Annotated in this window: 24 protein-coding genes, 1 tRNA gene and 1 pseudogene; 13 read left to right on the forward strand and 13 right to left on the reverse strand. The window is 70.9% G+C overall.

Features of this window, described 5'->3' with window-relative positions; genetic code table 11:
* The first annotated feature begins 13 nt into the window (after nt 1-13).
* The gene (gene htpX, locus ACZ6TI_RS09655) at nt 14-883 is read left to right on the forward strand and encodes a zinc metalloprotease HtpX (protein ID WP_465344572.1); all 870 of its coding nucleotides are present in this window, start codon (nt 14-16) and stop codon (nt 881-883) included.
* A 97-nt stretch (nt 884-980) separates the two neighbouring features.
* Nucleotides 981-2,231, forward strand: coding sequence for an MFS transporter (locus tag ACZ6TI_RS09660; protein WP_465344573.1), 1,251 nt, complete (start codon nt 981-983; stop codon nt 2,229-2,231).
* Here the strand turns inward: ACZ6TI_RS09660 and ACZ6TI_RS09665 are convergent.
* Nucleotides 2,228-2,860 carry a class I SAM-dependent methyltransferase gene (locus ACZ6TI_RS09665; RefSeq protein WP_465344574.1) on the reverse strand — a complete coding sequence of 211 codons (633 nt, stop codon included), beginning with the start codon at nt 2,858-2,860 and terminating at the stop codon, nt 2,228-2,230. The two genes, ACZ6TI_RS09660 and ACZ6TI_RS09665, sit on opposite strands and share 4 nt — an antisense overlap.
* A gap of 48 nt (nt 2,861-2,908) precedes the next feature.
* Between ACZ6TI_RS09665 and ACZ6TI_RS09670 the strand changes: the two genes are divergently transcribed.
* The 4 genes from ACZ6TI_RS09670 to ACZ6TI_RS09685 are packed head-to-tail and all read left to right on the forward strand — an operon-like array spanning nt 2,909 to nt 5,872.
* Nucleotides 2,909-3,379 (forward strand): DUF1707 SHOCT-like domain-containing protein, encoded by a 471-nt coding sequence (locus tag ACZ6TI_RS09670; RefSeq protein WP_465344575.1) that lies wholly within the window; start codon nt 2,909-2,911, stop codon nt 3,377-3,379.
* 24 nt (nt 3,380-3,403) lie between these two features.
* Entirely contained in the window at nt 3,404-4,396 is a 993-nt protein-coding gene (locus ACZ6TI_RS09675) for an LLM class flavin-dependent oxidoreductase (RefSeq protein ID WP_465344576.1), read from the forward strand.
* 40 nt (nt 4,397-4,436) lie between these two features.
* Nucleotides 4,437-5,261: a GNAT family N-acetyltransferase gene (locus ACZ6TI_RS09680; protein ID WP_465344577.1), complete on the forward strand. Its 825-nt coding sequence runs from the start codon at nt 4,437-4,439 to the stop codon at nt 5,259-5,261.
* Nucleotides 5,258-5,872 carry an MOSC domain-containing protein gene (locus tag ACZ6TI_RS09685; protein WP_465344578.1) on the forward strand — a complete coding sequence of 205 codons (615 nt, stop codon included), beginning with the start codon at nt 5,258-5,260 and terminating at the stop codon, nt 5,870-5,872. Before ACZ6TI_RS09680 ends, ACZ6TI_RS09685 begins: the two co-directional genes overlap by 4 nt.
* Here ACZ6TI_RS09685 and ACZ6TI_RS09690 read toward each other — a convergent pair.
* Together ACZ6TI_RS09690 and ACZ6TI_RS09695 are read right to left on the reverse strand one after the other, a co-directional pair.
* Nucleotides 5,856-6,476: an SRPBCC family protein gene (locus ACZ6TI_RS09690; protein WP_465344579.1), complete on the reverse strand. Its 621-nt coding sequence runs from the start codon at nt 6,474-6,476 to the stop codon at nt 5,856-5,858. The two genes, ACZ6TI_RS09685 and ACZ6TI_RS09690, sit on opposite strands and share 17 nt — an antisense overlap.
* Nucleotides 6,477-6,499: 23 nt before the next feature.
* The gene (locus tag ACZ6TI_RS09695; RefSeq protein WP_465344580.1) at nt 6,500-7,744 is read right to left on the reverse strand and encodes an aspartate aminotransferase family protein; all 1,245 of its coding nucleotides are present in this window, start codon (nt 7,742-7,744) and stop codon (nt 6,500-6,502) included.
* A gap of 83 nt (nt 7,745-7,827) precedes the next feature.
* Between ACZ6TI_RS09695 and ACZ6TI_RS09700 the strand changes: the two genes are divergently transcribed.
* Nucleotides 7,828-8,754 (forward strand): LysR family transcriptional regulator, encoded by a 927-nt coding sequence (locus tag ACZ6TI_RS09700; RefSeq protein WP_465344581.1) that lies wholly within the window; start codon nt 7,828-7,830, stop codon nt 8,752-8,754.
* Here the strand turns inward: ACZ6TI_RS09700 and ACZ6TI_RS09705 are convergent.
* On the reverse strand, nt 8,715-9,338 hold the full coding sequence (locus tag ACZ6TI_RS09705; protein ID WP_465344582.1) for a maleylpyruvate isomerase family mycothiol-dependent enzyme: 624 nt from the start codon (nt 9,336-9,338) through the stop codon (nt 8,715-8,717). The genes ACZ6TI_RS09700 and ACZ6TI_RS09705 overlap by 40 nt on opposite strands.
* 41 nt (nt 9,339-9,379) lie before the next feature.
* Here ACZ6TI_RS09705 and ACZ6TI_RS09710 point away from each other — a divergent pair, with 41 nt between their 5' ends.
* The gene (locus ACZ6TI_RS09710; RefSeq protein WP_465344583.1) at nt 9,380-10,279 is read left to right on the forward strand and encodes an RNA polymerase subunit sigma-70; all 900 of its coding nucleotides are present in this window, start codon (nt 9,380-9,382) and stop codon (nt 10,277-10,279) included.
* Nucleotides 10,280-10,303: 24 nt separating this feature from the next.
* Here the strand turns inward: ACZ6TI_RS09710 and ACZ6TI_RS09715 are convergent, their stop codons facing one another.
* The 3 genes and pseudogenes from ACZ6TI_RS09715 to ACZ6TI_RS09725 form a co-directional block, all read right to left on the reverse strand.
* Nucleotides 10,304-10,555 (reverse strand): VapC50 family PIN domain-containing toxin, encoded by a 252-nt coding sequence (locus ACZ6TI_RS09715; protein WP_465344584.1) that lies wholly within the window; start codon nt 10,553-10,555, stop codon nt 10,304-10,306.
* Nucleotides 10,556-10,604: 49 nt separating this feature from the next.
* Nucleotides 10,605-10,895, reverse strand: a pseudogene (locus tag ACZ6TI_RS09720) (PIN domain-containing protein); the annotation flags it as partial.
* Nucleotides 10,896-10,935: 40 nt separating this feature from the next.
* The gene (locus ACZ6TI_RS09725) at nt 10,936-11,406 is read right to left on the reverse strand and encodes a helix-turn-helix domain-containing protein (protein WP_465344585.1); all 471 of its coding nucleotides are present in this window, start codon (nt 11,404-11,406) and stop codon (nt 10,936-10,938) included.
* Between the two features lie 289 nt (nt 11,407-11,695).
* Here ACZ6TI_RS09725 and ACZ6TI_RS09730 point away from each other — a divergent pair, with 289 nt between their 5' ends.
* Nucleotides 11,696-12,199: a hypothetical protein gene (locus ACZ6TI_RS09730; protein WP_465344586.1), complete on the forward strand. Its 504-nt coding sequence runs from the start codon at nt 11,696-11,698 to the stop codon at nt 12,197-12,199.
* Nucleotides 12,200-12,202: 3 nt separating this feature from the next.
* Here ACZ6TI_RS09730 and ACZ6TI_RS09735 read toward each other — a convergent pair whose 3' ends face one another.
* From ACZ6TI_RS09735 to ACZ6TI_RS09750, 4 genes are all read right to left on the reverse strand, one after another.
* Entirely contained in the window at nt 12,203-13,141 is a 939-nt protein-coding gene (locus ACZ6TI_RS09735; protein WP_465344587.1) for a glutamate ABC transporter substrate-binding protein, read from the reverse strand.
* Between the two features lie 78 nt (nt 13,142-13,219).
* Nucleotides 13,220-13,801 (reverse strand): dihydrofolate reductase family protein, encoded by a 582-nt coding sequence (locus tag ACZ6TI_RS09740; RefSeq protein WP_465344588.1) that lies wholly within the window; start codon nt 13,799-13,801, stop codon nt 13,220-13,222.
* Nucleotides 13,802-13,872: 71 nt separating this feature from the next.
* Entirely contained in the window at nt 13,873-14,004 is a 132-nt protein-coding gene (locus tag ACZ6TI_RS09745; protein ID WP_465344589.1) for a hypothetical protein, read from the reverse strand.
* A 35-nt stretch (nt 14,005-14,039) separates the two neighbouring features.
* Nucleotides 14,040-14,171, reverse strand: coding sequence for a hypothetical protein (locus tag ACZ6TI_RS09750; RefSeq protein ID WP_465344590.1), 132 nt, complete (start codon nt 14,169-14,171; stop codon nt 14,040-14,042).
* Here ACZ6TI_RS09750 and ACZ6TI_RS09755 point away from each other — a divergent pair.
* Nucleotides 14,170-14,298 carry a hypothetical protein gene (locus ACZ6TI_RS09755; protein WP_465344591.1) on the forward strand — a complete coding sequence of 43 codons (129 nt, stop codon included), beginning with the start codon at nt 14,170-14,172 and terminating at the stop codon, nt 14,296-14,298. The genes ACZ6TI_RS09750 and ACZ6TI_RS09755 overlap by 2 nt on opposite strands.
* Nucleotides 14,299-14,361: 63 nt before the next feature.
* Here ACZ6TI_RS09755 and ACZ6TI_RS09760 read toward each other — a convergent pair.
* Nucleotides 14,362-14,445, reverse strand: a tRNA-Tyr gene (locus ACZ6TI_RS09760).
* Nucleotides 14,446-14,586: 141 nt separating this feature from the next.
* Here ACZ6TI_RS09760 and ACZ6TI_RS09765 point away from each other — a divergent pair.
* The 3 genes from ACZ6TI_RS09765 to ACZ6TI_RS09775 are packed head-to-tail and all read left to right on the forward strand — an operon-like array spanning nt 14,587 to nt 16,227.
* Nucleotides 14,587-15,081 (forward strand): YajQ family cyclic di-GMP-binding protein, encoded by a 495-nt coding sequence (locus ACZ6TI_RS09765; protein ID WP_465344592.1) that lies wholly within the window; start codon nt 14,587-14,589, stop codon nt 15,079-15,081.
* A gap of 30 nt (nt 15,082-15,111) precedes the next feature.
* The gene (locus ACZ6TI_RS09770) at nt 15,112-15,408 is read left to right on the forward strand and encodes a hypothetical protein (RefSeq protein WP_465344593.1); all 297 of its coding nucleotides are present in this window, start codon (nt 15,112-15,114) and stop codon (nt 15,406-15,408) included.
* 12 nt (nt 15,409-15,420) lie between these two features.
* Nucleotides 15,421-16,227 (forward strand): sulfurtransferase, encoded by an 807-nt coding sequence (locus tag ACZ6TI_RS09775; RefSeq protein WP_465344594.1) that lies wholly within the window; start codon nt 15,421-15,423, stop codon nt 16,225-16,227.
* On the opposite strand, the gene ACZ6TI_RS09780 is transcribed toward ACZ6TI_RS09775, so the two are convergent.
* A complete protein-coding gene (locus ACZ6TI_RS09780; RefSeq protein WP_465344595.1) occupies nt 16,224-16,619 on the reverse strand; it encodes a hypothetical protein in 396 nt (131 codons plus the stop codon). The two genes, ACZ6TI_RS09775 and ACZ6TI_RS09780, sit on opposite strands and share 4 nt — an antisense overlap.
* Between the last annotated feature and the right edge of the window lie 126 nt (nt 16,620-16,745).

Genomic DNA, 16,745 nt, shown 5'->3' on the forward strand with positions numbered 1-16,745 from the left:
CGAAGGAGTTCATGTGCACAGCCATCACAACGGCCTCAAGACGGCCGCTCTGCTGGGTCTGCTCACCGCGATGATCCTGGGCCTGGGCTACTGGCTCGGCGGCAGCGGCGGCCTGGTCTTCGCCGTCTTCCTCTCGCTGGCGATCAACGCCGGCAGCTATTTCTTCTCCGACAAGCTGGCGCTGCGGGCGATGCGCGCGCAGCCGGTCAGCGAGGCCGAGTTCCCGGCGCTTTATCAGATCGTGCGGGAGCTGGCGACCGACGCCGGCCAGCCGATGCCGCGCCTCTACGTCTCGCCCTCGATGCAGCCGAACGCGTTCGCGACCGGCCGCAATCCGCGCAACGCCGCGGTCGCGGTGACCGTCGGGATCACCCGGATCCTCGACCACCGCGAGCTGCGCGGCGTGATCGGGCACGAGCTGTCGCACGTCTACAACCGGGACATCCTGATCTCGAGCGTGGCGGCGGCGCTGGCCGGCATCGTGACGATGATCGCCCAGCTGGCGATCTTCCTGCCGCTCGGCGGCGGTGACGACGAGGACGGCCCGAACCCGGCGTCGCTGCTGCTCATGCTGATCCTCGGCCCGCTGGCCGCGAGCATCATCCAGCTCGCGATCAGCCGGAACCGCGAGTTCCAGGCGGACGCGTCCGGCGCCACCCTGACCGGCGACCCGCTGGCCCTGGCCAGCGCGTTGCAGAAGATCCACTACGGCGCGCAGCAGCTGCCGTTGCCCGCGCAGGGGCAGCTGACCAGCGCGGCGCACCTGATGATCGCCAACCCGCTGCGCGGCGGCGGCATCGCCTCGCTCTTCTCGACGCACCCGCCGATGGCCGAGCGCATCCAGCGCCTGCACCAGCTGGCGGCGATCACCGGGACAAGGTGATTCCGGCTACACCACCCCATATTTCTGATGTGTTACGACGCCCCTGGCCGTTACGGTCAGGGGCGTTGTCGGGTCGTTACCAGGGGAGGGGATTCCGGTGCTGCGCCAGTATGTGGACGTCTGGCGAATGCCGGGAGCCCGCGTCCTGCTGATCGTCGGGATCGTCGCCCGGCTGGGCATCGGCATGACCCCGCTCGCCCTGCTCCTGCTGGTGCAGGAGGCCACCGGGCGTTATGCCGCGGCCGGTCTCGCCGGTGGCGTCTTCGCCCTGGCCGGCGCCGTGTTGAGCCCGTTCGCCGGGCGCATCGCCGACCGCATCGGGTCGGGGCCGGTGCTGTTGCTCACCGCGATCCTGCACCCGGTGGCGCTGGCCGCTCTGCTGATCGCCTGCCGCGGCGGCGAGGCCGCGCTGCCCTGGATCATCGCCGCGTCCGCGTTCGCCGGCGGCACCTTCCCGCCGTCCACCGCCGCCATCCGCCGCGCCTGGACCGACATGACCGACTTCCGCGGCGAGCAGCACGCGTTGCGGCAGGCCGCGCTGGCCGCCGAGACGTCGTTGTTCGAGCTCGTGTTCGTGATCGGGCCGATGCTGGTGGCGGCCCTGATCGTGATCACCGGCGGTCCGGAGTCCGCGTTGATCGCGGCCGCCGTCACCACGCTGGTCGGCACGCTCTGGGTCTCGCGGCTGCCGGTGATGCGCCGGCCGCATCGCGAGTCCGGCGAGGCCGCGCGGGGGCTCGGGCCGCTGCGCGTCGCCGGCTTCCCCGCGCTGATGGCCTGCGTGCTCGCGCTGGGCATCGCGTTCGGTGCGGCCGGCGTGATCGTGCCGGCCTATGCCGAACAGCACGGCGGCGGCGACAGCATGGCCGGTGTGCTGCTCGGCATCTGGGGGCTGGGCAGCGCGATCGGCGGGGTCTGGTTCGGCACCCGGCGACCGGCGATGGCCCTGCCGCGGCAGTTCGCCGGGCTGCTGGCGCTGGTCGGCGTGACCTTCGCGCTGCTGTCGCTGGTGCCCACGCCGCTCGCGCTGGGCGTGTGCCTGATCTTCGCCGGCACCACCATCGCGCCCGCGCTCACCGTGGAGAACGGCCTGGTCGGCCGCATCGCGCCGACCGCGCAGCTCAACGAGGCGTTCACCTGGGTGGTCACCGTGTCGGTCGGCGGCAGCGCGCTCGGCGGCGCGGTGGCCGGCTGGATCGTCGACCGGCCGGGCGGGTTGCCGTGGGCGTTCGTGACGGCCGGCGCCGTGCTGGGCCTGGGCGCGGTAGTCGCGGGCTGGCCGCGCGGCCCGATCGCCCGGGCCGACGAGCAGGCGGGCATCCGCCTCCGCGAGGCCCTGGCCGGCTAGGGCCAGGGCCTGAAGGGCTTGACGAGGGTCAGCGCCTGGAAACGGATGCTGCCCGCCTCGACGGCGTGGAAGTCGAGCACCTCGAAGGCCGCGGCGGCGAAGTCGACGAGCTGCCGGTCGCCGCGCGACGAGAAGAAGCGTTTCGGCTCGTGGTGGTCGCGTTCGTGGATGAACTCGTCCGACTCCCCGCCATAGACGCCGACGAACATCAGCCCGCCCGGCCGCAACACCTCCCGGATCCGCAGCAGGACCTCGGGCAGATCGTCATTCGGCACGTGCAGCAGGCAGTTCAGCGTCCACACCGCGTCGAACGACTCCGCCTCGAAGCCCAGCCGCATCACGTCCCGCACATGCGCGTCGACCCCCTTGGCCCGGCACCGCGCGACCATCTCGGCGGACAGGTCGACCGCGGTCACCGCCAGGCCCTCGTCCTGGAAGAACACGCTGTCCTGCCCGGTGCCGGCGCCGATCTCCAGCAGCGACCGCGCGCCGGCGACCCGCAGCCGGCCCAGAAACGCGTCCCGCTCGTCGAGCTTGAACTGGTCCTTCTCCATGCCGTCGCGCTCCGCGGCGGCGCCGTCGTAGGCAGCGCGCAGGTCGGGCAGCAGGTCCTCGTAACGGGGCGTCATCGGTATAGCCTGATCCCGCAATGCGGGGCGTGCAAAGGGGAGTGTCCGATGGCCAAGGAAGTCGCCAAGTCCGGGGGCCAGAAGGATCCGGCGCGGATGCGCGCGTCGGACGCCGACCGGCACGTCATCGCCGAGCGGCTCAAATCCGCCCTCGACGAGGGCCGGCTGTCCCTGCACGAGTACGACGACCGGGTGAAACTGGCCTATTCGGCGGCGACCTATGCGGATCTGCAGCCGCTGGTCTTCGACATCCCGATGCCCGGCATGAGCGCCGCCGACCTCGAGGCCCGCCGCCTGGCCGACGCCCGCCGCGAGGCCCGCAAGCTGCCGATGGCGCTGATCGTGCTCTGGACCATCTACGGCTCGGTGCTGGCGATCAACATCGTGACCTGGATGATCGTCGCGGCGACCGCTGACGGTGATCTCTATTTCTGGCCGATCTGGCTGGCGCTGCCCGGCGCCGCGCTCGCCGCGACCACCGTCGGCGTCCAGGCCGCAAGGCGCAACCGGCGGCGCTGACCAGGGCGGGTGTACGTTCGAACGATGCCACGCGTGCCACTGTCCGTCCTTGATCTGGCCACCGTTCGCGAGGGGCACACCAGCACCGACGCCCTGCACGGCACGGTCGAGATCGCCAAGACCGCAGACGATCTGGGGTACGCCCGCTTCTGGGTCGCCGAGCACCACAACATGCCCGCGGTGGCGTCCACCTCGCCGCCCACCCTGATCGCCGCCGTCGCCGCGCAGACCCGGCGCATCCGGGTCGGCTCGGGCGGCGTGATGCTGCCCAACCACATGCCGTTCGTGGTGTCCGAGCAGTTCGCGCTGCTGGAGGCGCTCTTCCCGGGCCGGGTCGACCTGGGCATCGGCCGCGCACCGGGCACCGACCAGGCCACCGCGGCGGCCCTGCGCGGCGTCTCGCCCTACCTGACGGTCGAGCAGTTCCCCGAGCACCTGCAGACCGTGCTGGCGCTGCTCGGCGGCGAGGGCGAGGACCTGCGCCTGCGGGCCACGCCGGCGCCCACGTCGTACCCCGAGGTTTGGATGTTGGGGTCGAGCACCTATGGCGCGCAGGTGGCCGCGGCGCTAGGCCTGCCGTTCTGTTACGCATATCACTTCGCGATGACCTCCGATGTGGACACCGCCCTGCGGCTCTATCGCGAGGGTTTCCGGCCGTCGCCGCGGCTGGCCGAGCCGCACGCCATGGTCAGCGCCTCGGTGATCGTCGCGGAGACCACCGAGGAGGCGCAGTTCCAGGCCGGCCCGAGCCGCGTCATGGCGCTCAGCCTGCGCACCGGCCGGCTCGGCCCGATCGTGTCGCCCGAGGCCGCCGCCACCCGTGAATTGTCCGAAGTGGACCGTGCGGTGCTCGATCAGCTGCCCGGCACGCAATACGCGGGCACCGCCGAGGAGGTGGTGGCCGGGCTCGACGAGCTGGTCGAGCGCACCGGCGCCGACGAGCTGATGCTGGCCGGCACGGTCTTCGACCCGGCCACCCGGCAGGACTCCCTGACCCGGTTGATGAAGGCCTGGTAAATCACGTGCTTTTCGGGCCGGCGGCGACGAGGCTGACGGCATGAGCTGGCACATCTCCGGTGACGTTCGCGACTTCATCGATCAGGCGGGTGAGTTCCTCCGGTCCAGCCCGGTGGAGAACACCATTCCGCTGACGCTCGCGGAGACCCTGCGGATCCGGGGCGTGCACCACTTCGGCCCGGAGGACCCGATCTTCGGCTGGTGGGCGGCCGCCGACGGCAAGGTTCGCGGCGCCTTCCTGCGCACGCCGCCGCATCCGTTGCTGCTCACCGCGCTGCCCGAGGGCGCCGTGCCGGCGCTGGCCGAGCGACTGGCGGGCCACGCGTTGCCCGCGGTCAACGGATTGGTCGCGGACGCCGAGGAGTTCGCCGCCGCCTGGGGCCGGCCCACCCGGCCCGGCATGCAGACCCGGCTCTACCGCCTCGCCGAGCTGACCCCGCCGACGCCGCCGCCGGGTGCGGCGCGGGTGGCGGGCGCGGCCGACCGCGATCTCCTGATCGACTGGCTGGACGCGTTCCACGTCGAGATCGGCGAGCGGCGCGACTCCTCCGAGATGGTCGACGACAAGCTGTCCTATGGCGGGCTGACGCTCTGGGAGGTCGATGGCCGGCCGGTCTCGCTGGCCGGGATGACCCGCCCCGAGGCGGGCATGGTGCGGGTGATCGCGGTCTACACCCCGCCGGCCGAGCGCGGGCGCGGTTTCGGGGGAGCGGCCACGGTCGCGGTGACCCGGGCGGCGTTGCGGGCCGGCGCCGACGACGTGGTGCTGTTCACCGATCGGGCCAACGCCACCAGCAATGCGCTCTACCAGCGGCTGGGCTACCGCCCCGTCGAAGACCGAAGTGTGCTGGAGTTCGTGTCATGAGTGGTGTGGTCCTGACTGTCAACATCGCGGTGCCGACCCGCAGCACGGCGAAACACGTCGGCATCACCGGCATCGTCAAGCGGCCGGTCGATCATCCGGTCGAGGTGCGCGCGCCCGGCCCCAAGACCACCGGCCTGCACAGCGGCCTGGTCGGCGACCAGATCTTCGACGTGGCCCACCACGGCGGCGACGACCAGGCGGTCTATGCCTATGCCCGGGAGGACTACGACTGGTGGGAGCAGCAGCTCGGGCGCCCGCTGCCCGGCGGCATGTTCGGGGAAAACCTGACCACCAGCGGTGTGGACGTCAACGGCGCGGTGCTCGGCGAGCTCTGGCACATCGGCGACGAGCTGGTGCTGTCGCCGACCTTCGGCCGCATCCCGTGCGCCACGTTCCAGGCCCGCATGGACGAGCCGCGCTGGGTCAAGCGCTTCACCCAGGCCAACCGCACCGGCGCCTACCTGCGCGTGGTGACGCCGGGCGTGGTGCGGGCGGGCGACCCGATCGTGGTGACCGACGCGCCCGCCCACGGAGTGACCATCGCCGAGGCCTTCCACGCCTACATGTTCGAGCAGACCGAGGCCGAAGACCTGATCACGCAGCGTTCGTAGGGTCGAACTGCGCCAGCGCCATCTGCCGCCCGCCCTCGGTCTGCTCGGCGGTGGCGCCCGCGGCCCGCACCACGTCGGTCCACCGGTCGATCGAGGCCCGCGAAAAGGCGATGGTCTCCGGCAGGTTGGCCGCCTCGCGCGGGTCGCCGACCGCTTCGCCGGCCACGTGGAGGCCCAGTCCGAGAAACGCGCCGTCCCAGCCGGGCCCGACGAAGAGTGCCCCCGCCACGCTGCCCGCCATCGCCACCGGCACGGTGTGCTCGAGCGTCAGCTCGGTGCGGTCCGCGCCGCGCGGCTCCAGCGTGAGCCGCACGATGCTGGTCTCCCCGCCGAACGTGGTCCGCAGCCGCACCGGCGGCGAGCACTCGAGGATGTCGCCACCCGCGTTCCCCTCGAGCTGATAGCTGCCGCCCTCCTTGAGCTGCCCGCTGATCGGCATGAACCACCTTGCGATCCGCTCGGGATCGGTCAGCGCCTCCCACAGGTCGGCCGGCCCGGTGGCATAGGTGCGCGTCATGGTGACCCGCACGATCTCCCCGAGATCGGAGGAGTCCCGAGCCACCGCACGATGGGTTTCCGCGAGTTCTGAGATGAGATCCTTCACGCGGCACACTCTACAAGCGGACGCTAATATTCGCTAGAGCTAATACTCTGGTCCAGGATCTCCAGGCCCTCGGAGAGCTCCTCCCGGGTGGCGGTCAGCGGCGGGGCGATGCGGAAGACGCTGACCATGCCGGGCAGCTGGACCACGTTCATGTGCAGGCCCAGCTCCAGGCAGCGGCGGGTGACCGCGGCGCCGATCTCGTCGGAGATCAGCTCCAGGCCGACCAGCAGGCCGCGGCCGCGGACGTCGGCGATCACATCGTGCTTGCCGGCCAGCGCGCGCAGCCCGTCCTGCAGGAAGGCGCCCGATTCGGCCGCGCGCAAGTCGAGCTTCTCGCGTTCCAACACGTCCAGCACCGTGTTGCCGACCGCCGCGACCAGCGGGTCGGAGACGTGCGTCGTATAGAAGAGGAAGCCCCGCTCGTGCGCCGCCGCCTCGATCTCGGCGGAGGTCAGCACCGCGGCCAGCGGCAGGCCGGCGCCGAGCGTCTTGGAGAGGGTCAGGATGTCCGGGACCACGCCGTCGCGCTCGAACGCGTACCACTGGCCGGTGCGGCACAGACCGGTCTGTGCCTCGTCCAGGATCAGCAGCATGCCGCGCTCGTGGCACTTGTCCCGCAGCGCGCCCAGATAGCCCGGTGGCAGGTCGATCACGCCGCCCGAGCTGAGGATCGGCTCCACGATGCAGGCCGCCAGGCTGCCCACCGACTGTGCGTCGACCAGCTCGAACGCCATGTTCAGCTGCCGCTGCCAGTCGATCTCCCCGACCGGCACCGGGATCGCGAAGTTGCCCGGCGTCGCCGGTCCATAGCCCTTGCGCCCGGCGCTGTAGGTGGCGCTCGCCGCGGCCTGCGTCATGCCGTGCCAGGAACGCGCGAACGACACGATCTCGTGCCGGCCGGTGACCAGCTTGGCCATCCGGATCGCCGCCTCGTTCGACTCCGCGCCGGTGGTCAGCAGCAGCACCTTCTCCAGCGGCGCGGGCACCGACCCCGCCAGCCGTCGCGCCAGGTCCACCACCGGCCGGCTGAGCATGCCGCTGAACAGGTGATCCAGCGTCGCCACCTGCCGCTGCACGGCGGCCACCACCTCCGGATGGCTGTGCCCGAGGATGCCGCTCATCTGCCCGGACGTGAAGTCCAGAAGCCGCCGCCCGCTCTCCGTCCAGAGATAGCTGCCCTCCGCCCGCGTGATGATCTCCGGGGTGAATCCGCCCGCCCCCGAATATCGGACCAGGTGCCGTTCCGCGTCTTCCCAAAAGCCATTCACAACCCCGACTCTGGTACGCCCGGAGCGTCACGTCCATCTCACAAATCTGTCGCAGCTGTTAAGCCCAGCCGTACAGTCCGGTCATGACCCTGAACCCGTGGCGGCTGCGCCTGCTCGCCGAGCTGGAGGCCCACGGCACCGTCCGGGCGGTCGCGGCCCGCGGCAACCTCAGCCCGTCCGCGGTCTCCCAGCAGCTCAGCGTCCTGGAACGGGAGACCCGCAGCCGGCTTCTCGAGCGCACCGGGCGGCGGGTCCGGCTGACCGCCGCCGGGGTGATCCTGGCCAGGCGTGCCCGCGAGATCCTGGCTTCGATGGATGCCGCCGAAGCGGAACTGCGCGGGCTCGGGGAGGAGCCGGCCGGCACGGTGACACTGGCGGTGTTCCAGAGCGCGGTGCATTCGCTCGCTGTTCCGGCGGCTTCGCGGCTCTCCCGGGCGTACCCGGATCTGCAGGTTGTGATCTTTGAACTCGAGCCGCACGAGAGCATGCAGGCGCTGCGCCGTGGCGATGTCGACGTGATCGTCACGACCACCGACTTCGCCGGCGCCGAGCTCGACCCGGCCGTCGACCTGATGCCGATCGGCGCGGACGCGATCGAGCTGGTGCTGCCCGCGGCGCATCCGCTGGCCGGCGGCGAGACGATCGACCTGGCCACCTGCGCGGATCAGCGCTGGACCTTCGACGAGACCGGCTCCTACATGTCCGGGCTGGCGACCCGGCTGTGTCGGGAGGCCGGCTTCGAGCCGCGGGTGGTGTGCCGTTTCAACAACTACTTGATCACGTTGCAGCACGTGGAGGCCGGCCTGTCGGTGGCGCTGCTGCCCGGCCTTGCGGTGGACGACCGCTTCGACGTGGTGACCCGCACGCTGCGCCCGTCCGTCCCGCGCCGCATCGTGGCGGGCGTCCGCAGCCGCCTGAGCGACCAGACCGCGGTGACCGCGGTCCTCGACGAGCTTCGCCACCCTCGCCTTCACCGGCTGAACCGGCCGGCCTCCGGGCCGGTGAGGTGACCGAGCGGGAGGCGACGGCCGCAGATCACCAGCAGCAGATCCTGGGCCCGGCCCTCCACCGGCTTCCCGTCGCCGTGCTGCCAGTCCAGGTCGGTGGCCGTCAACCGCACGCCGGTCAGGTCGGTGCCGAAGAACTTGATGTTGTGCGGCCGCATCCCGTCGAACACCATCGCCACCCGCTCGACGGGCACCAGCCGGTCCAGGCCGAGCCCGACGGTGATGTCCAGCCCGTGGATGACGTCGTGCGAGAGTGCCCCGCCCGGCCCGCCGCCCGGCGGAGTCCACGGATGCTCGGCGTTGTCCCGCAGCGAGGCGAGCAGCCCGGCGGCGTCGATCCGCGCGGCGTCCCGGCGGGCGCACCGGTCGGCCATCCGGTTGACGTCGCCGCGCGCCCTGAGCAGCTCGACCATCGTGCGCGGCAGGGACGTCCGGAACGGCATGGTGGTGTGCGCGACCACCTCGCGCACCCGCCAGCCCGCACACAGCGTCGGCGCGTCCCACTGCTCCGGCCGCAACCCGCCGAGCACTTCCGCCAGGTCACGTCGTTCCGCCGCCACCGCGGCCCTGATCTCTGCGTCGCTCATGCACTACCTACGAGCCGGGCGGGCGAAACTAATCTGTGCGGATGGAAGAGTTCCGGGTGGAGCTGACCGGCTACTGCTATCGCATGCTGGGTTCGGGCTTCGAGGCTGAGGACGCGGTGCAGGAGACGTTCGTCAGGGCTTTGCGATCCTCCTATGACGAACGGCGGGCTTCCCTGCGTACCTGGCTCTATCGGATCGCCACCAACATCTGCCTGGACATGCTCCGCGGCGCGCAACGCCGCGCCCTGGCCGTGGATCTGAGCCCCGCGGCAAGTCCGGGCGAAGCCCTGGGCGAGCCGGCGCCGCCCGAGCGCTGGATCCAGCCGATCGCCGACCAGCGCGCCCTGCCGGAGGATTCGGTGGTCCTGCGCGAGTCGATCCGCCTGGCGTTCGTCGCCGCCCTGCAACATCTCCCACCGAAGCAGCGCGCCGTGCTCATCCTGCGCGACGTCCTGTGCTGGCACGCCGACGAGGTCGCCGACCTGCTGGAGACGTCGATGGCGTCGGTGACGAGCGCGCTGCAACGAGCCCGCGCGACCCTGAAGACGCCGCCCACCTCCTCACCCGCTGCCGCGGATCCGGAGCTGCTGGAGCGCTATTGCAAGGCCTTCGAAGCCCACGACGTGCCCGGCCTGGTGGCGCTGCTGCACGAGGACGCGACGATGACGATGCCGCCGTTCGTGTGGTGGCTGCGCGGCCGGGACGACATCGGGGCGGCCTTCGCCACGGACGCCTGCAAGGGCGCCCGCTTGACGCCGGCCGAGGCGAACGGCTCCCCGGCGTTCTGGCAGCTGCGCGACGACAAGCCCTTCGCCCTGATCATCCTGGACCTCCAGGACCACCGAATCGCCGGCCTGACCACCTTCCTGAACGCCCCGGCCCTGCTCCCGCTCTTCGCCGGCGAGGAGACCTCCGGCGCAGGTGCCGCCGGTCACCCCTGAACGCCGCGGCTCAGCTCTCACCCTTCACGAACTGACTTCGCCCTCCAGGTGCTGCGCAAAAGTCGGCGCGCCCGCCTTGCGAAGGGAGGCGATCAATTCCGCGGCGCTCCGGCCCTTGGTGACTATGACGTTGCGGTTGTAGTAGTCGAGTTGTCGCCTCAGCACGGGCCGGACGAGACCGGGGTGGGTGCGCGTCACCCACATCAAGAACTCGTCGGCCGTGCAGACGTCCAGCAGATCGCCGGCGGGCTTCGTCGAACCGCGCTCTGCGGTCATCGGTCACCAGCATGTCGACCCGTGCGTGAACGGCGGCGGCCAGCACGTGCCGGTCGTGCGGGTCGGCCAACTCCGGAACAGACCCGGGGTCATAGCCATCCACTGTGGCGTCCGGGAAGGCCGCCTCCAGCTCTCGACGCCGACCGCCGATGGCGTGGTCGGTATGACCCGGGTTGGCGCGTCGCAGCCGATACATCCACTCGGCCAGCACATCCTCACTCCAACGCAGGTCGTATGCCGTGCCATCGCTGTGCAGCGCCAGCAGTGCAATCCAGTCGCGCAGGGTGCGCGAGAACAGGACGTTGGCATCGACGAAAACCAGCGGGGCCACCGGGATCACGGCGAAACACTAGCGACGACCTCCGACAGAAACGCGCGCGTCAGTCCTCCTCGGTCAGTTCGAGGCCGTCGGAGGAGAGCATGAGATCTTCGTATGCCTTTCGCCGCTCCGCCATCTGCCGGCGGCGGAACGCGAGTACGTCGGCGCTGAGGATCCGCCGATGGGTGCCCACCTTGCGTGACGGAAGCCGTCCGGTCTCCAGCAGCCGCACCAGAGTCGGCCGAGACATGCCCAGGGTGCGGGCCGCCTCGGTGGTGGACAGCTCGCGCGTCATCGTGCTGATCATCACGCCGTCACCGTGGGCCAGGCTCGCGGCGATCCTCCGCAGCACGTCGAAGAGCTGCGCCGGCACCTCGATCTCTTCACCGTCGGAGGAGACCAGCCGCGCGGTGCCCGCGCTCCCATCCATCGGGTGGCGCCCGAGGAAGTCCTCGATTGCGACCACCCGCTGCCGCTCGGCGCCCTCCGGCGCGGCGACCGCGGTCGCGGGCATCGCTGCGGTGGGACTCATGTGGTGACTCCTTCGCCGCTTCCAAAGCAGGCTGACTTCGACCAACCCAGCATCGCCCCTAAACGCAGCAAGTGCAAGCCCGTTCGTTTGCTTCAGATGCACAGCGCGTTCGCAGCGCAGCGGAGCATCACCACCTGCTCGACCCCGATGTCCCGGGAGACGGCGGGGTGGCGTGAAAGCGCTGTCGGCGCCAGGCGAGCGGATGGGGACCGCCGTGACCCACGAGGAGATGGAGTCTCGGGACACCCGGGACGACGGTGACGACTGAAATCGGCTAGCGTGCGCGCTCGTGAAATCCCTCCGTATCTCCGCTGCCGTTCTTGCCGGTGCCTTGCTGCTGACCCTTTCCGCGTGTGGTGGCGAAGACGCCGCCACCACCGCGGGGTCGACGCCGCCGGCTACCGCGCCCTCGTCGGCGCCGCCCGCGACCACCGAGCCCGCCGCTCCGGCGCCGGCCGGCAAGGGTGCCGACCGCGACGTCTGCGACGCCGCGAACAAGGCGGGCGCGGCGATGGCGGAGAAGTTCATCTCCGCGATGAGCTCCGGCCAGGGCACCCCGTCGGAGGCCGAGGTCAAGCAGGCCCTGACCGACTTCGGTGGCACCCTGACCAAGGCGGCCGCCGACGCGGGCGAGAGCAAGGTGGCCACCGCGGCCAAGAAGCTGGCCGACGGCGCCGCCTCGGCGGCGAGCGCCGCGGATCCGGTCGAGGCCGCCGCGAACCCGGACTTCGAGAAGGCCGGCAACGAGCTGACCGCCGCCTGCAAGGCCGCCGGCGTGACCCTCAAACTCTGACCCTCAGTCGCGATAGCGAGCAGCCGGCACCGGGGGTGGCTTGCCATAGGGCCCGAGCCACTTCCAATACAGCTGCGCCAGGCTCCCGTCGGCCCGCATCCGGGCCAGCACGCCGTTCACGAACCGGACGAGATCGATCCGGTCCCGCGGCATCATGATCCCGTACGCCTCCTCGTCCAGCGAACCCCCGACGATCTTGGTGTGCGGGTCCTGTGCCACCAGGCCGAGCAGCAGCGCGTCGTCGTTCGAGATCGCGTCGACCTGACCGAGCTGCAACTTCACCAGGCAGTCGAGCACCTCCACCGCCGCGACCGGCACCGGCCGTGACGCCGCCGCCTCGACCACCGCCAGATCGGTGCTTCCCGAGGCCGCGCACACCTTCTTCCCTCGCAGGTCCTCGATGCCGCGGATCTCGGCGTCCAGCCGCACCAGCAGCCGCTGCTCGGCCTGGTAGTACTGCGACGAGAAGGCCACCTCGGTCCACCGCGCGCAGGTCATCGACGTCGCCCGGACGACCATGTCGACCGCGTCCGTGGTGATCACCGGGATGCGTTGCTCGGACGAGATGGCCCGGAACTGGACCCGGTCACGCCGTCCGAAGATCGCCGCGGAGATCTCCCGGGCGATGTCGATGTCCAGGCCGACCAGCCGGCCGGTGGCTGGGTCGCGGTGCCCGAACAGGTAGGTGGTCTGGCTGACCCCGACGACCAGCCGCCCCCTCTTGGCGATCCGGGCCATCGCCGACCCGGCGGGCATCCGCCCGGCCGGCGGCAGCTCGGCCGGCGGACGGAAGCTGGCGCGGCGGTCACAGTCGTCGAGCGCCGGCGGCGGGGCGGACGTCGCGACCGGCATGGTCGGTGCGGCGGGCGGAGCCGCCGGCGGCGCTGCGGTGCAGCCGCCGACCAGCAGAAGGCCAAGGATCGGTACGACCCGACGGAACATGCCCCGGACGGTAGGGAAGCACCACTACCGCCATTTCGGGTCACTCCGCCAGATCCAGGACCGCCGTTCAGCCGAAGTTCACTTGCCGTGCAGCGTGGGTCGGTAAATGAGCTCCTGGATGTTCGCGTCCAGCGTCCGTTGCCCGACGAGCTCGAGGTCGAAGTCGGCCGCACCCTGGAAGATCGGGTCGTGCCCGTTCTCCCCGGTGATCACCGGGAAGAGTGTCACCTGCACGAAGTCGACGAGGCCGGCGCCCATCAGCGCCCGGTTCAGGGACAGGCTGCCGTGCGATCGCAGCGGCACGTCGGACTCCTCCTTGAGCCGGGCGACGACGTCGACGGCGTCACCGTTCGCCACGGTCGCGTTGGGCCAGTCGAGGGGTTCCGTCAGGGTGGTCGACACCACCGTGGCCGGCAGGTGCCACATCTTGGTGACCCAGGGGTCCCGCACTTCGGACTCCTCGGTGCTCTCGGCCAGCATTCCGGTGAACGCCCGATAGGTGTTCGCCCCGAAGACCATCCGCTGCTCCGCGTCATATAGGGCGAGCCGGTGCCCGAGCAACTCGGGGCCTTGCTTGCCCCAGTAGCCGGTCCAGTCCCCGCCGGCCGTGCCGAAGCCGTCCAGGCTGGAGAAGACGTCGAAGGTGTAGGTCGCGGTCATGTCGTGCTCCTCGGTGTCGTCGTGGGTGCCTCTTACTCTCTCTACGAACGCCCCCATCGGGATTCGACACGTCAGGTGGAAACGGCCCGCAGGGCGATGTCGACCGAGGCCTGCAGGTCTTCGCGGCGTGCGCCGGCCGCAGCGTGCACGGCGTGGCCCTCGCTGAGCGCCATCACGAAGCGCGCCAGCGCCCGGGCGTCCACGCCGGCCGGGAGGTCTCCCTCTCGCGCCGCGCGGGTCAGCCGCTCCGAAGCGCGGCCTCGGTGGCGGCCCGGCCGGCGGCCAGGATCTCGGTGATGCCGGCATTTTCCGGTGAGCAGGCCAGGCCGCCCCGCACGGAGAGGCAGCCCGGCGCCACCGCCACCGACATGACCGCCGCCTATGGCATCGGAAGGCCACCGGCGGAGAGCGCCCGGACCGTCGTCCGCCTGGCCACGCTCGGCCCCGACGGCCCGACCGGCACCCTGAGCGACGAGTCCGGCGAACTGCCCTGGTAGGGCCGCGCATGAAAGAAGGCCCCTCGCTGCCGACCGGCAGGTGAGGGGCCTCTTTGCGCTGAGTGGTGGCGGGTGAAGGATTCGAACCTTCGAAGCTTTCGCGACGGATTTACAGTCCGCTCCCATTGGCCGCTCGGGCAACCCGCCTCGCCACGCCACCGGGGTCTCCCTCAGTGGCAGCGGAGAACAGAATAGCCGTCTGCCGAGGCCGGTCCACAACCGGGTACGGTCGGCATGTCGGGGAGCCGTAACCGGCCCGCAACGGACATCGAGACACGGAGTTTGATCATGGCAGCCAGCCCGTCGTTCGACATCGTGAGCAAGGTCGACCGGCAGGAGGTCGACAACGCGTTCCACCAGGCGGAAAAGGAGCTCGGCACCCGGTTCGACTTCCGGGGCACCGGCACCACCCTGGCCCGCTCCGGAGAGGCCGGCATCACGATCACCTCGGAGACCGAGGAGCGGGCCGGTGCCGCCCTCGACGTCTTCAAGGAGAAGCTGATCAAGCGCAACATCTCGCTCAAGTCGCTGGAGGCCGGTGAGCCGCGCCAGTCGGGCAAGACCTACAAGATCGACTGCACGGTCAACGAGGGCATCGAGACCGACAAGGCCAAGGCGATCAGCAAGAAGATCCGCGACGAGGGCCCCAAGGGCGTGCAGGCGCAGATCCAGGGCGACCAGCTGCGGGTGACCGGCAAGAAGCGCGATGACCTGCAGGCCGTCATCGCCCTGCTCAAGCAGGAGGATTTCGGCGTCGCCCTGCAGTTCGTCAACTACCGGTGAGCCGGGCGGCAGAAGCCGCAAAATCAACACATGGATACGGGTACGTGGACACTGGTCATCGGCGGCGCGATCGGTCTGGCTCTCGCCCTGTTCGGAGCGAAGATGCTGGTCACCGGCCGCGCCCCGGCCAGCACCGGCCGCGCCTTCCGCACCACCCGCGACGCCGGGCTCTACCACCTGCTTTTCGGCCTGGGGCTGATCCTGCTGGTGGCCGGCACGAAGCTCCCGGGCAGCGCCGCCAACATCGTGGCCGCGGTGCTGGCGGTGGCGCTGGCCGGCTGGGCGGTCGCGCGCTACCGACCCCGAAAGCATGAAGCTCCCAAGTGAAGAGGTCCCGCAATGATCGATCCGGTCGTCGATCTCGCGACCGCGCAGGCGGCGGACCACGTCGTTTTCGCCGATGTGCGCCATTACCTGGACGGCCGCCGCGGACGTGACGCCTACGCCGGCGGTCATCTCCCCGGCGCGATCTTCGTGGACGTCGACGACGACCTCGCCCGGCACGACCTCCCGCCCACCGAGGGTCGCCACCCCCTGCCGGATCCGGCCGCTTTCGCTGCCCGCATGTCCGCGCTCGGCATCGGAGATCAAGACCTGGTCATCGGGTACGACGACGGTGGCGGCGTGATGGCCGCCCGGCTGGTCTGGATGCTCCGTGCCACCGGCCACGAGGCGGCGCTGCTGGACGGCGGGCTGTCGGCGTACCGGGGAGAGCTGGAGACCGAACCGCCTGCGCGCCCACCGGCGGTCTTCACCGCGCGGCCGTGGCCGGCGGACCGCCTGGCGTCGATCGACGATGCCGACGGCGGCGCGTTCCTGGTGCTGGACGCCCGGCAGGCCGAGCGCTTCCGGGGGGAGTCCGAGCCGATCGACCCGCGGGCCGGCCACATCCCCGGCGCCCGCAATGTCCCGTGCCGCGACAATGTCGACGCGGTGGGCAGATTTCTGCCGCCATCTGAGCTGCGCGCCAGGTTCGAGGCGGCCGGCGTGACCGATGCCGCCGACGTGATCTCTTACTGTGGTTCCGGCGTCACTGCTTGTCACAATCTGCTCGCGATGGAGCACGCCGGGCTGGGCGCCGGGCGGCTCTTCCCCGGTTCCTGGTCGGCCTACAGCAACACCGACCGGCCGGCCGCGAAGGCCTAGTCGGGCCGGCCGGCCAGGCCGCGGGCATCCGCTTCCGCGCCCGGGTCGAGGCCCTCGAACCCGGACCGCGCATGCTGCCGGGCCTGCTCCTCGATCCATCGGTTGTGCGCTTCCCAGGCGGCCTGCTTGCTGCTGCCCAGCGCCGCGCCGATCTGGGTCCAGGACGCTCCAGCCCCGCGTGCGGTCCGCACCATCGCCTGCCGTCCATAGCCGGCCTTGCGGATGACCACCTCGCTGAGCGCCAGCAGCTCGAGCGACTCGTCGCGGCTGAGCGGCTCGGTCCGGCCGTCCGCGTCCATCGCGGCGAGCGCCTCCCGCATCCTCAGCTCGTCGTAACGCGTTGTGGCCGTGGAGAGTGTGTGCCGGCGTTCGAGCTCATCGGGGGAGTCCATGAAAGTTGCCTTTCGTCAAGCCAGCCTGACGTCAAGATCTCTTGACGATGCAGTATTGAGACTGGCTCGCATATGCCGCTGAATCGGGCGTAAAGCTCTCAAGTTTGCCCCTCGCAGTTCCGGGGG

It is taken from the genome of Actinoplanes sp. NPDC051388, assembly GCF_055586225.1.